We start from the raw sequence: 13,451 nt of genomic DNA, 5'->3' as shown, positions 1-13,451 counted from the left end.
AACCGCTGAAACTCTTCAACAATAATCGATCTCCATCCCTTATCTTGACTGGAAATGATAAGCGATGGTTTTGGTGTGGAATTTGCCATATGTGTTCGATCTTTTGAAAAAACTCGTAGCAGGATTTTGATAGTTCAGCAGGACTGAAATAGCTATAGATCGAGTGACTGTTTATTCTGTCATTGTAACGACAAGAGATCGACCTTTAGATATTAAGAATTGGAAAGATACTAAATGCTAAAAGTTTCTCAAGCTAAAATTTCATTGGCAGCAAAGATTCTGGCTCGTGGATTTTTTGACGATCCCATGTTGTCATTCATTTTTTTAGAGAGAGTGAATAGACTGGATGCTTTAACAGCATTTTTTCAGGTCTTTCTGGCAGATACCGTTCGGCGTGGTGAAGTTCTGATTGCGCCCAATGAAGCAGGTGCGATCGCCTGGTATCCCAGCGATATTCGATTATTTGACGATTGCTTTGACGAAGTTTTGGCAGAACTTGCTGAAATCATCACAACTTTCGGCGGATTGGAAGCTTCAGAGCGATTTGAGCAAATTGGAAGCCAGGCTGCGAAGTTTGAGCCAAAACAAATTCATTGCGAGGTTATGTGGATAGCACTTGTTCCTGAAGCACGGGGAAAAGGTATTGGCAAAGATTTGCTATCTCCAGTTTTGAACTATGCTGACAAACAGCAGGTAGGTTGTTATCTTGTCTCCTCTACCTTGCGTAATATTTCATTTTACCAGCGACAAGGTTTCCAACAAATATTCTCGATTCCAACCGATTCTCAACTTGCTCTGACTGGGATGTGGCGTGATGCGGTTTAAGGTTTAGAAAAGAAAGCGATCGCTTTGAGGATTTAATTAGTAACAGGCGATCGCATTACTAAAATCAATAACGTCGTCTAAGCTTCTTCAAAAGTGCGATCGCCCTTCTGACGGGATTGTCGCCAAGCGTTAATACCTAGACTGACAAGATAAGTAACGGCAGCACAAAGCACGATCGTCGCTCCAGAAGTAAAATTGAGGAGATAAGAAAGTGCTAAACCTACGGTAGTAAAAACCATGCACAGACCAATAGCTAGCAAGATCGTTTTCTTCATGTATTTGACGTAGAGATTGGCGATCGCACCATAAGACAAATTAAACTTGACATTCAAGACAATCGCTTTCACCTTTTTCCCTTACTAAATCAAGGTTAATAATATTTATGCAACAAGTCTAATAGATATTTTTGCCATGAGTAATTTTTATTTCATACTCCTTATCTTACTTAAGGTAGCATAGCCATAAGGATATTTTACAAATTTGTACGGCTACTTCTCTTCTAAATAATACTGATATCGTTTCCAAAGCTGGTCTACATTTAAATTTTTAGTCCAATATTCTACTAAAGCATGACCGAATGCCCAAGCATTGCGATCTGGAGTTGCTTCGTTTTCTAATAGCAAAGTCCATAAAGATAAGAGATCGAAATTGCGAAGATTGGGTTGGTCGCTTAATAAACTAAATAACTCGTATGCCATCTGTAATTTACCGATAACTACTGGTAATTGTTCTATGGGAATTTGTTCGGATAGAGCATAGGCTAAAGTCGGATTTCCCGTTGTCATCGTAGAGATAAATTGCAGTACGGGACTTTTGAGTAAGGCAGTCAAACCCTGAGTAGTAGACATTTGACGAGTGTAGCGGTTAATTATTTTTGCTGCCTCCTTACTCCGAGTTTCGCGATCGCGCAAGAAGCGTGCCATTCTTAGCTGTTTGGCAGGATCGATAGCATTTAAGATCGCCGTCGAGAGTGTTTCTCTGCCCCAAGAGGCGCGATCGTTACTTTTATCTTCAGTAACCAGCGGTAAAATGGGATTACAGAGATCTCCCAGTAACTCGGCGCGATATTGGGTGGCTTCACGAATCGATTTTTCCTTGGGTAAAGTGCCTTCTTGCCAGTTGTAAGGGGGATTCCACTCACGTATCGGACGCAGGCGATCTACTTGAGTAACGATGGCGATCGCTGGTAAATCGGCTATTTCTGCTTTTAGCTCTGCGATAAAATCTACATCCATTTGCAGAGCGGGATCGAGAGCGGGAGTAACTAGTAATAACAAGTCAGCGGTAGCGGCATATTCTAGAACCTCTTGTTTTAATTCTGGACGGTTTACCTGTTCGTAACCGGGAGTATCCCACAAGTTGAGAGTTTCTCCAGTTTGACTCTGCCAATGATAATTTTGCAGGCGATCGGTACTAGGTAACACATCTACTTCTGCTTTTTCTGCTCGAAACAAAGTATTGATAACGCTGCTTTTTCCCGCTCCCGTGCGTCCTACTAAAAGAATCTTTACCGGCTTTTGCTCGACTTCTGCTACGGGTTCGGCTGTTTCGATAATTTCTTGGAGAGTTTGAGTTTGAGCTTGGGGTAAAGTGGGGCTAGAAGCAACTTCAGGCAGGGCGATCGTTTCCTTGCCGTAAAGCGCGATCGCCTGATGACAGAGATTTTTTAAGGCGGTTTCTCTAATTAATTGTCCTAAGTTAGCGATTAATTGCTGATTTGCTTGAGTATTAGAATATTTGCTAGCTCGTTTGGCGATCGCGGCGGCGGGATTTAACAGCCACTGCGACCAATTAAAAACTCGACCTAATTTACGTGCTGAAGGTTCTAGCTTGCGGTACACTTCATAAGCTTCATAGGCTTGCCCGATGGAAACCCGCTCTAAAACTGGAGTCAATTTTTGCATCAGGCGATCGGTATCGTCTACCGTACCCCGAATCAGCCCATATGCTTGAGGAATATAAATATTTAATAGGGGACGCTTGACTTCGGGATGATAAGCATGAGCTACCTTAATGACTAAATCTTGACATCTCTGCCAAAATGTCTGCCAGTCTTCCCAGATCGGAGGATCGTCTCGAGCGGCTGCCAACACTTCTTGCAAAGCAGCACGAACTTGGTTAGCGACATCCGAGCCCGAACTATCTTTGGGAAATGTTAATTGCTTGTCCGCTGCTTCGATGATGGTTTCCAGTTCGGCGAGCGGCGGTTTAGTCCATTTCGCCAACAGCCAACGCCAAGCGGCAAAGATAACAATCACCACCGCCCAAATCCAATTAATTCCCCAGCGATGAATTTGCCAACCTGCGGCGATTAACAAAAAGACGACAATCGTGGCGATCGGTAAAGCCAAGATAACTAGCTGCCAAGGCTTGAGGCGTATCATTGCTCTATCCCTTTCAAATTAAACCCTCAATCCAAGTTTAGCGTTTCAGCTCTAATCCAACTTAGACTGATACATTTGCGGCGTTGCTAAATTAGTGTAATTAAAGTTCCCAATAAAATAATCGCCAAAAATTACCAATGGCTCTAGCTTTAAAACTACGGCGTTGCCAATCTTTTAATAAAATCAGCCGACTCTTAGCAAACGCTTCTGTAAATAAATTTTCGACCCAGGTTAATAACTCTGGTTGGGCAGTAGTAATATTCATCTCGTCATTTTGAAAAAAGCTACGAGCATCGAAATTAGCACTGCCAATACTTACCCAATGGCGATCGATCAATAAAATTTTAGCGTGCATCATACTCGGCTGATATTGGTGAATTTTAATTCCACCTTGGAGCATCGTTTTATATAATTCCTGAGAGGTATAGTAGATAAACCGCTTATCGCTCTTATAGCCCATGGTCAAGATTCGCACGTCTATACCTTTCTCTTTGGCGGCAACTAAAATTTTTCTAGTATTGGGGTTGGGTAAAAAATAGGGACTGGCAATCCAAATTCTTTCTGTTGCCGACTGGATCGAAGATTGATAGAGAGCGCGAATCGAAGCGTCTCTAAAACTGGGATCTTCCCCTGTAGAAACTAAGATGGTAGGAGCCTGGGAATCCTCGCTCGCAATAGTTCTTTGAATTAAATCTATTGTGGCACCGGCATCGAGCCAGTGTTGCCAAAAAATGCCGAGCAACCTGGAAATAACGTTACCTTCAATTTTTACTTCATAGTCTAGCCAAGGGGTAGTGTCTCCGATTTCTGGTAAGCCATCCCAGTCGTCAGATACTCCCGCACCACCAACGAAAGCAACTCGGCGATCGATGAGCAAAAGCTTGCGATGATTGCGCTGAAAATAATAAAAGGGAGCGCGCCAGGAAAAAGGATTGAATATGCGAACTTCAATACCTTCTCGTTGTAAATTGCGCCAATATTTGGTAGGAATCGCTCTGGCACCAAAGTTATCGGCTAACACCCTAACTTTAATACCTCTTTGTGCCTTAGCTATCAATGCCTCGGCAAAATCATCAGCGCGTCTGCCGGGTGTCATGGTGTAGGTTTCAAAATCAATCGTCTCTTTGGCGGCGTAAATCCCTTCTAAACGAACTCGATTAATTTCATCTGCACCTATCCAAAATCCCGTTATCGTTCCGCGCTCCACAAAAGAATCGGATAGACTACCAATAGTCAACCCGAAGTCGCGATCGCTAGGTGATGGTAAATTGTCGAGTCGATAGTTAGTTCTGGTTTGAAAGAATCCTCTGACGTAGAGAGTATATAAAATTAATAATACAATCGAACCAACACCGATAGCTAGCCACAATAAGAGATCGCCCATCTAAGTAATATTGAATGTTTTATTTGCTAGACTACCGTGTCTATAATTCCGTTGGCTCGTTGGTCGATCCGCTCGGAGAATGTTCGGGATCGAGGTCTAAGCGACCGTCATCTCGCTCGTCTAATTTATCTTTCAAACCTAATTGTTCTTCTTCAGACATATTTAAGCCTGCATCTTTGCCCAATTTATCGACATTGTGAGTCTCTTCAAACGGTTCGGTGTTAGCAAATTTTTCGTTACCTGTTTCCATAGATAGTTTTGTTGCTCCAAAAGTTAGTTTACGTACAGTCTAAGGGTAACTCCGTTCATTGTAAAAGAAGAAAAGTGGGTTATCTGATTAAGTGAAGTAAATTGCTGGCGATCGCTCGTAACCTAGAAATTGAGTAAGTTTCTCGTTTTAGGTAGTTCGAACAGAGGACGAAAGTTATATTGATTCTAGTGTTGGGCTTAATGCGGATGAAGAGACTCGAACTCCAAAAAACACACTTGTAACGCTTAGTTTTACGTTCTTACTCAGTAGTTGTTTATAGCTATTTGAGTAAAAAATGAGTAAAGATTATAGCATCGGTTATGAGTCCCTATTGAGAGATTTTAAATACTTCCAAAAACAAACTCCTATCGGCATCACCATCACTAGAAAGTCTAACAGTATTTACCTACAATTTAAAACTTCTAATAAACCTAGAAGGCAGTACCCATGTAATTGTGACTTTACTTTAGATGGGATGCGAAGTGCTTTAATTAAGGCTAATAAAGTCGCTGAAGCGTTAAAAAAGTTTGATACCGAGTCTGAGTTCTGGAAATGGTACGACAGAGAAATTAAGGAAGAGAGTCAGCTAGAAAATAATCTAATCATGTTCTCTGAAGCTATAGGTGTAGTAGAGGAAGATTTTTGGGATAGACCGAGTAGGACAGGAAGAGTAAGGGACAAATCAAACCCAAGTGACTTAGCAAGCTGGCGTGACACTTACGGAAGATTTTACAAACACCTACCACCTAGCAAACTAGTTAACTTAACAGACGTAATGCGTGTGATTGAACGGTGGCAGAGAGGAACTAAGACCTATAAAGGTGTTGTATCGGCTATGAAGCGTTTAACACGCATGACGAAACATAGAAACATTACTAATCAACTAGAAAACCTTAATGTCACTCAAACCAAATTCAAGCCTCTAAGCAATGTCACTCAAACCAAATTCAAGCCTCTAAGCGCAATTAGCCTTGAAGAGTTCATGCAGTGGCGAGAACAGGTATTAACTAACAGTCACGGAAATGCTAACCGCTTAGCGCGCAAAGCATGGTTATGGGTATTTAGTATGCAGGTGGTCTATGGGCTTAGAATTCACGAGGTATTCGCCATACAGAATCTCAATAGTCCCTTCGTGACCGTTGACCGTGTGACTATAGAGTCACTAACAAGCAGTAGTAATTTTTTATTAGTAATAGGAGAATTAACGGCACTGGGGACAACTACTAAAACTAATTACCGTCTAGCGCGTCCGTTTGTTCCTCCTAGTCACCCAGACCTAATCAATGTATTAGAGATAAATAATCCACTACTGCCAACTAACCGACCGACAAGTGAAGACCCGAATCGAATAGTTAGTTTTTATGGTAATACTGCGCGTTACAGGTTAATTAGGTGGAAATGTCCCGTAACTCAAACACACGCCTTTAGACACCTAGCGAACCACAACGGGATACAAGCAGGAATACCTCTTGAGATAAGGGCTTTGAGTATGGGACATACACCAGAAATGAATGAGAGTACTTACAAGAGGCGTAGACGGACAAAAACGACTATAGATTTATTGCTGAACTATTGCAAAGAGTAGTAATTTAAGAGACAAGGTGACATTTACGGTTTACGTGCAAAACGAATACTTGAAGCATTACTTCTTACTGTTACCGATATTTCTACTAGCCAACGTCAGTTCGGGTTATGGCACTTCTGTGAATGTTTTTACGACAGAATAGTTATTTTCAGCCAAGGAAATAATAGGTGGTTCCAGCTTATCCCGAACTCAAGTTAGTTAAGATTTACTGCTCAATCGATGTTTAAGATTTTAAATGAAATATTCTAGAAATAACAGAAATAACTTAAGTATAAGGCAGAAGTTTATTTAAGATATTGACCTGGAGGTTAGTACCGTGGCAAATAATCAATCACGAACAACTTACACGGGTGGTGGAGATTATCGGGAGACCTATAGCTATGGCAATTATGCTGAGGGGAACATACACATTAACTCTCCTCGAACCCAGCAAAACTTGACTGAAGCAGCGGCTGAAATTCAGCAGTTATTGAAGCAACTAGAAAAGACCTATAACCCTGACGACCCCGTCGAACAAATACAAATGGCTGCTGAGGTCGTAAAGCAGATTGATACCAATCCCAACCAAAAGCAAAGACTTCTTAGTAGTGTTGGGGCAGGTAGTATTGCTGCTCTTGAAGCTCTATTAGACCACCCCGCTTCAAGCTTCGTCATTGCAGCAATTCAAAAGTGGAAAGAAACTCAGCCAGAAAACCAATCATGAACGATAAACCAGAACGCAAAATTGACACGGGTGGAGGGGACTATCGAGAGACCGATAACTCTGGTAATTATGCGGAAGGCAACATGAATACAGGGTAATCGCACGTAATTTTTCAAGTTCATACAACACAAGGCTTCTGGCGAACGGGTTGTAAAATCATAAAAATTGAAAACCCTTGCTGTCTAAGCATCATAGAATTTTGATGCGATTACCCTGAACATGAATATTTCCCAAACTAGTCAGAAAACATCACCTCAACCACAACAGTACAACCAGAGTAATGCATCTAACGTTTCAACTGTAGAGAAAGGAATTGCTCTTGTTATTGCAGTAGCAGTTATAGTCACTTTGATAATTCTGGTGCTTTACCCAAGAACTTTGGATTCTCAAAGCATGACGATTGTCCGATTCATCGCGGCTGTATTTGCAGGTATTGCAGGATATTTGTTCTCTGGAACTCTCGACCTGAGTGCAAATATTCCCCTAACAAAGACCCAAATCAAGGCTACAGGAGCGTTTGCGGCTTTCATCGTTGTTTTGTTGTTATTTTTTTATGGTGTCCCTACCTCAGACCAGTAATTGATGTTTGAAGATGTTTGAAGATAGCTTATTATCACATGAGGAACTCTTAGCAGAAATATTAGCAGAAATATATTGGGCAATTGGGTGGAGCACAGCTCGTGTAAGAGCAGAATTGAAATTTAAAGCTGTTCAGTTTAGTTTTTATAGACTCCTGAGCCAACCGCAACGCAATATTAGTATTAATACTGGAGGTGGGACTTATCGAAAGATTTATAACTGGGGGTATTACGCTGAACGTGATATCATCATAACTTTGCAAGTAATCGCCTCATCGAGTCGTTCCAACTCAGAGAAAACTTTACTTCGGCAAGTGGGTACGGAAATTGCTCAGCGTCTAAAATGGTCGCTCCATAATCAAATATTCATCAATCTTGACAAAACAGACCAGGCAAAACAGGTAAAACGAACCTGGGATTCCAAAGTTAAATTAGGCTCAAATGTTAGTGAAAAACTTCTCTCTAACACCACAATCCTAGAAGTCTTCGAGGGTTCGGATATTCAAGGTAGTTTACTTATCTTAGGCAAACCTGGCTCTGGCAAAACTACAACTATGCTCGACCTTGCTAGGGAATTACTGAAAAGGTCACAAAATCCAGAGGAACCAATCCCAGTACTTGTAGACCTCTCTTCCTGGGCTATCAAACAGCAATCAATTCCGGAATGGCTAGTTGAAGAACTCAAAACCAATTATGGCGGTAGTCGAGATGACTATAAACAATGGTTGCAGAAAAAGAAACTATTAGTGCTGCTAGACGGGCTAGATGAGGTCAGGAATGACTGCCAACAAGCCTGTATTGATGCTCTAAACCAATGGATTAGTGGCAATTCTGGAGACTCATCTCCTGGAAAGTTCGTAGTTTGTAGCCGCATTGAAGAGTACGAGCAACTTAATACTCAATTACTTATGCACGGAGCTATTTGTCTTAGTCAGCTCTCAGACCAGCAAATTGAAGAGTACTTTAAGTCGGTCAAAAAAGTTCATTTATGGCATTTAGTTGGTCACAATCAAACTCTCAAGGATTTAGTACGTGCTCCACTGTTCTTAAGTATGCTTGTCATTGCCGAGCAAAGAGCGCCAAGTGAATTTCAAAATCTTCAGGAGACAGATGATGCAGAATCTCTCCTAATCGATATTTATATTGGGGAAAGGTTGAAAAGAGTCAAAAACTATAGTCCTAGGCAAACGCGGCTCTGGTTGGTATGGCTGGCTAAGCAGATGAAACGGGAACAGCAAACTGAATTTTTAGTCGAGAAGTTACAACCTCGTTGGCTTAGAAGTAAAAAGCTTATGTCCCTATATAGCTTACATAAATTATACATAAGCCTTATTACCTGGGTGATTGTCGGGCTTTTTATTTGCTGGATGTTTATCATGTTTTTTACCGCGGTGATTTACGGGCTGATGTTCGGGTTCGGGCTAACTATCATAATGTTTGTTGTCTTGTTCTTCAATCACCAACGTGAAAACATTTACATTTATATGTATATTGATGATATTGAGCTATCAGACAAAATAAAAATAAACTGGCCCTGGATAAATTTATTAGATTTCAAAAATCCCCAGACCAGAAGTAACCTGAGTTACATTTTGTTTAGCGCGATGATTAGCGCAGGGATTTTCGTGGTGCTTAATGGGCCGCGTTATGGGCTTTACGGGCTGCTGTGTGGCGGGATTGGAGCGCTGATGTGGTTGATGATGTGGGAGCTGCTTTTTAACTTAAGAGTGAGACGATACGAAATTGACAAAATCTCTATCAATCAAGGTTTATGGGGTTCTTTCCGTTCTGGGTTGATTGGCTGGTTAACTGGCGGGCTTGTCGGGCTGTTTTGCTCGCTACCTAGCGGGCTGTACCTCGCGGCGGGTAATTTATTTTACATTATTACTGTGCTGGTCTTTGGGCTGGCCTTTGGGATGAGGTTCGGGCACGAGGATTGTATCAAACATTTTGTTTTACGACGGCTACTTTACAAAAATGGTTTTGCACCTTGGAATTATGCACGTTTCCTAGTTAGCTGCTCAGATTGTCTCTTACTACAGCAAGTCGGAGGTAGATTCCGCTTCATTCACAAGACAGTTCAGGAACACTTTGCTGCGATGGAGTTTGAAAGACCATAATTTTTTACTTAGAATTCGACGCTGTGAGTATGTTTATACCGGGGTTATGCTTCCATCTATCTCGTATATGCACGTAAACCGATGTTGTTCTGATGTCACTGTGACCGAGAAGGTCTTGTACTTAAATTAACGTGAGCTCGATAAAAACATCAATTTCTAGACTTTCTACGAAAGAATAATGGTTTCAGCCCACGAAAGAATAAGGTTTAAAAGCTCCGTAGAGTTCACGTTAAATTAAATCCGCTCCGTTCCTTAAAGCCAATGTAGCTGTAGTGCGTGGTTACTAATTCCTGGTTTCTTCAGCCCGTGTGCTTTAAGGTGACTATCGACTATCAATCGAATTCCGTGTCTGGATATGGGCTTATTACATCTACGGTCGAGATTGGTGAATAGTGAGCTGTCAGACGTGAGCGTCCAACGAATTTTGATTCGTTATGTCTGGAGAGGAACAATTTGTTCCCTAAGAGTTCGACGAAAATAATGAAACATCGTTTTTGGTTTGGGTAAAGGGAAACGGGGAAGGGGAAAAGGTTGATTTCTCGTTACTTTATCCTTTGACCTTTAACCTTTCCCCTGTCTTTAATCTATAATTTTTGCTCCATCGAACTGACGTTGTCAGAGGTTAACTCCTCGCCTTCATACTCTCGCTGCTTCAGATAATCGATAACGCCTCTTTTATCTCTGGGAGTAAGGGGACAATCTGTGTACTTCGCTTAGCGTGAACTTGGATGCCTACGTTTTCCTCAATTCTTTAAGTAAAAAGTTAGCTGGGTTATCTTTCCATCGGTCAGTGACGTGAGTATATATCGCTGTGGTTCTAGTATCCTGATGTCCCAGTGCTTGGCTAACAGCAGTTAAATCTGCCCCGTTTTCCAGGGAGTAAGTGGCGAAGCTATGTCTTAGCGCATGAACACTATAACCACGCCTTTTAGCCCCGATTCTGTTGAGGATATTGTCTACTACGCCCCTTAATCCACGCTTGGTTATACCGTTAGAGTTGCGAAGGTTAGTTATTAGGGGACTATCAGATGTAATTACCTCTCCACGCGCTGCGCGTAAATCCATATAGATGGCTATCAATCGTTCCGTGTTCTCAGTTAGTGCCACTGTGCGCGTACTGCGTTTACTCGTGACCGATAACCCAATGTTTCCTGAATAGTGCCTTTCTACATCTCCATACTTTGCGCTAGCTATCTCTGTTGTCCTCATGCCGTGTAAGAGTGCCATTGAGATAATTAACGCACTTCGCACAGACTTGATGCTTGATTCGTTTATATCGGATATACTCACGCATAATTCTTTTACCTCCGTCTTTCTAAGACATTTGATATTACTGGCTCTGTCTATTCGTCTACGGGGTGCGTGTACTCCGTGACAGGGGTTATTAATGACCATTTGGTACTCGATTAATCCGTCATAGAAACGCCTAACCACGCTCAGGTGAAGTGCTATAGTTGCAGGTTTGAATTGTTTTACTTCGATTAAGTAGCGGCGATAGTTCTTGATGGTGTTCTTGGTCGCTGCTCTTGGGTCAATTCCCTCTTGTCGCGTGAAACAAAGATAGGTTCTAACCTTTCCAAGGTAAGTACGGATTGTTTCGGCTGACGCTTGACCCTGTGCCACGTCCACATTAATGAAGTCACTAAATACCTCAACAAGGTTGTTATTAGAGCTACTACGAACATCAAGGTTAGGGTTACTAATAGGGTTAACTGTAATAGCTCCTGGGGCTTTTTTTTTACTGAACTTCTTATTTCAAGAATCGGGTCTTTTTTGAAATTAGAGTCAGTAGGTAGCGAGTCGTTTTCGTAAGAAGCGTCAGCTTGGGACATCGCCGCAAGCGGCTCTTCGCTGCCTTCATTATTGGTTCTAATTACTGCCCTGCCTTCTTTCCAGTGTTCGTATAGGGTATCGATAGAGAACCAATCTAGTTCGCCGTGCGTATTAGATGGATGGTTTCCTTCAGCAATACAGTAGAGGGATACATAAGAGGTTACTTGCTTCTCTTCGATTTTGACGTCAAGCGTATGCAGGGTAAGCATTATCTCACTGTCGTTAGCTGAGTACTTGATGTCCCATTTAGAATTCTTGTACTGGTCAACTAGTTTCAGGAACTCTGAGAACTCATAGCGTAGCTTCTCCACTTCGTCCATAATCTCAGCTAATTCAGCCCGTAGGACAACTGTTTTACTATTAAGCTTGACTCGGTTGAAGTTATCGAATGGGTGCTTTTTAAGCCAGGTCTGTAGTTGTCTGTAAGTAAGACCGTTGATTTGGTCAGCGTTTAGTAAGTCGTCGTTACTGGTTCTGTAATAGTCGTTGTGAAATTCTTTAGTGCTTTTCATTGTCGGTATAATCCTTAATACGGTTAATGCTTCAATTAATTAATCTGTCATCCCCAAACATCATCACTAACCTGATGCAAGGGGGCTAATGTTTTTAGGCGAACTTTTCTAGCCAATTGGCTAAGTCATCGCTTACTGTGTCGTCGTCGTTTTCCAGAGAATTTAACCAGTCTCCAATAGCTTTCATATCCTCTGTGCTTACGTCTTCCTCTTCGTCTTCTCTTACAGGAAGTGATTCAAGCCATTGTGCCATTTGGTCTAGGTCTTCGTCAGAGTCTACGACTTGGATTTTAATTGAATACGTCAAATGTGTCTTGAAAAGATACTGCTGGTGTCTTAGAGGCTATTCTTAGTGCTAACTCTTTAAACTTCTCGGTAGGCAGTGATAAAGAATTTTCTAAGTCCTCGTAGATATAATCAAACCCTTCATAGTCACGTTTGTACGATAGGGTAAATATCACTATTCCGTCGTCGTCCAGTGCCTGAATAGTTTGAAGGTGTTTATACGATGCAAAGTCTTTAACGATAGTCGTCATTGTTCTGTCTCTATAAATGTGTTGATTGTTGATTTATTTCTCACTCCATCAAGTCATCGCCTTACCGTTCTTTACGTTGGGGTTAACAATCTAGGTCGTGAAGTTTCTATTTAGTTGTCTTGGTTCTCGGTGGGGAGTGGTGTTTGTCTCTTCTTCTCTCGCCACATTTATACAGTACCACCAAGTCCCACCAAATAACAATGATTTTATAATTTGTTACAATTGAGTAAGACTGAGTTAGATTGAGTAAGACAAAACAATGCAAGTATTAACGATGACTAAACAGAACCACGAACCGCTAGATGAATTTGTGACAGTCAAGATGACTAAGAGCATGAAGGAGAAGCTAAAAGAGATAGCCGACTCTAGATATATGTCAATGAGTGGGGTGCTGAAAGCACTACTAGATGAGGAGATTAAAAAGTTTGATGAGGAAAATAAGTAGAGTAGCGAAGCTCTCGCTTCTTATGAAAATTTTACGTAGGACTTAAGCTTTAACTTTCAACAACAGGAGGAATAATAACTATGAGATACGCAAGTGAAGAAGAATTGAGAGAAGCCCGTGAGTATCACAATAAGAAGTATGGGCATTTAAAACCAGATACCGACCAAGAGAAACGCGACAGGTTAAGGGACATCATAATGAGTGGTGCTGTTACCGAAGAGAACGCCCCAAACCCTTAGATATTCAGAAAGGTTAAACACGCAATACTAAATGACTTATCACTGCCAACGGAGGTT

14 protein-coding genes are annotated in these 13,451 nt (G+C 41.5%); 7 read left to right on the top strand and 7 right to left on the bottom strand.

Annotation, left to right across the window (positions count from 1 at the left end; all coding sequences use genetic code 11):
- Positions 1–234: 234 nt before the first annotated feature.
- Positions 235–825, top strand: coding sequence for a GNAT family N-acetyltransferase (locus ACLFKQ_RS21850; RefSeq protein ID WP_449001843.1), 591 nt, complete (start codon positions 235–237; stop codon positions 823–825).
- A 77-nt stretch (positions 826–902) separates the two neighbouring features.
- Here ACLFKQ_RS21850 and ACLFKQ_RS21845 read toward each other — a convergent pair whose 3' ends face one another.
- The 4 genes from ACLFKQ_RS21845 to ACLFKQ_RS21830 form a co-directional block, all read right to left on the bottom strand.
- The gene (locus ACLFKQ_RS21845; protein ID WP_449001842.1) at positions 903–1,172 is read right to left on the bottom strand and encodes a metal ABC transporter permease; all 270 of its coding nucleotides are present in this window, start codon (positions 1,170–1,172) and stop codon (positions 903–905) included.
- A gap of 141 nt (positions 1,173–1,313) precedes the next feature.
- On the bottom strand, positions 1,314–3,209 hold the full coding sequence (locus ACLFKQ_RS21840) for a GTPase (protein WP_449001841.1): 1,896 nt from the start codon (positions 3,207–3,209) through the stop codon (positions 1,314–1,316).
- Positions 3,210–3,309: 100 nt separating this feature from the next.
- Positions 3,310–4,593, bottom strand: coding sequence for a phospholipase D-like domain-containing protein (locus ACLFKQ_RS21835; RefSeq protein ID WP_449001840.1), 1,284 nt, complete (start codon positions 4,591–4,593; stop codon positions 3,310–3,312).
- 40 nt (positions 4,594–4,633) lie between these two features.
- Positions 4,634–4,843, bottom strand: coding sequence for a DUF6335 family protein (locus ACLFKQ_RS21830; RefSeq protein ID WP_449001839.1), 210 nt, complete (start codon positions 4,841–4,843; stop codon positions 4,634–4,636).
- A gap of 475 nt (positions 4,844–5,318) precedes the next feature.
- Here ACLFKQ_RS21830 and ACLFKQ_RS21825 point away from each other — a divergent pair, with 475 nt between their 5' ends.
- The 4 genes from ACLFKQ_RS21825 (at position 5,319) to ACLFKQ_RS21810 (ending at position 9,829) form a co-directional block, all read left to right on the top strand.
- Complete coding sequence (locus ACLFKQ_RS21825; RefSeq protein ID WP_449001838.1) at positions 5,319–6,428, top strand: hypothetical protein; 1,110 nt, start codon at positions 5,319–5,321, stop codon at positions 6,426–6,428.
- A gap of 316 nt (positions 6,429–6,744) precedes the next feature.
- Positions 6,745–7,131 carry a hypothetical protein gene (locus ACLFKQ_RS21820; RefSeq protein ID WP_449001837.1) on the top strand — a complete coding sequence of 129 codons (387 nt, stop codon included), beginning with the start codon at positions 6,745–6,747 and terminating at the stop codon, positions 7,129–7,131.
- A gap of 219 nt (positions 7,132–7,350) precedes the next feature.
- The gene (locus tag ACLFKQ_RS21815) at positions 7,351–7,710 is read left to right on the top strand and encodes a hypothetical protein (protein WP_449001836.1); all 360 of its coding nucleotides are present in this window, start codon (positions 7,351–7,353) and stop codon (positions 7,708–7,710) included.
- 13 nt (positions 7,711–7,723) lie between these two features.
- Positions 7,724–9,829: an NACHT domain-containing protein gene (locus ACLFKQ_RS21810; protein WP_449001835.1), complete on the top strand. Its 2,106-nt coding sequence runs from the start codon at positions 7,724–7,726 to the stop codon at positions 9,827–9,829.
- Between the two features lie 732 nt (positions 9,830–10,561).
- Here the strand turns inward: ACLFKQ_RS21810 and ACLFKQ_RS21805 are convergent.
- The 3 genes from ACLFKQ_RS21805 to ACLFKQ_RS21795 all read right to left on the bottom strand — a co-directional run bounded on the left by ACLFKQ_RS21805 (position 10,562) and on the right by ACLFKQ_RS21795 (position 12,427).
- Complete coding sequence (locus ACLFKQ_RS21805) at positions 10,562–11,422, bottom strand: tyrosine-type recombinase/integrase (protein WP_449002018.1); 861 nt, start codon at positions 11,420–11,422, stop codon at positions 10,562–10,564.
- A complete protein-coding gene (locus ACLFKQ_RS21800; protein ID WP_449001834.1) occupies positions 11,311–12,174 on the bottom strand; it encodes a hypothetical protein in 864 nt (287 codons plus the stop codon). Before ACLFKQ_RS21800 ends, ACLFKQ_RS21805 begins: the two co-directional genes overlap by 112 nt.
- Before the next feature lie 94 nt (positions 12,175–12,268).
- Complete coding sequence (locus ACLFKQ_RS21795) at positions 12,269–12,427, bottom strand: hypothetical protein (protein ID WP_449001833.1); 159 nt, start codon at positions 12,425–12,427, stop codon at positions 12,269–12,271.
- A gap of 557 nt (positions 12,428–12,984) precedes the next feature.
- Between ACLFKQ_RS21795 and ACLFKQ_RS21790 the strand changes: the two genes are divergently transcribed.
- Both ACLFKQ_RS21790 and ACLFKQ_RS21785 read left to right on the top strand, forming a co-directional pair.
- Positions 12,985–13,155 (top strand): hypothetical protein, encoded by a 171-nt coding sequence (locus tag ACLFKQ_RS21790; protein ID WP_449001832.1) that lies wholly within the window; start codon positions 12,985–12,987, stop codon positions 13,153–13,155.
- 80 nt (positions 13,156–13,235) lie between these two features.
- Positions 13,236–13,394 (top strand): hypothetical protein, encoded by a 159-nt coding sequence (locus ACLFKQ_RS21785; protein ID WP_449001831.1) that lies wholly within the window; start codon positions 13,236–13,238, stop codon positions 13,392–13,394.
- The last annotated feature ends 57 nt before the right edge of the window (positions 13,395–13,451 follow it).

The sequence above is a fragment of the Myxosarcina sp. GI1(2024) genome (assembly GCF_053543375.1).
This window is presented reverse-complemented; position numbering and strand designations above follow the sequence as displayed.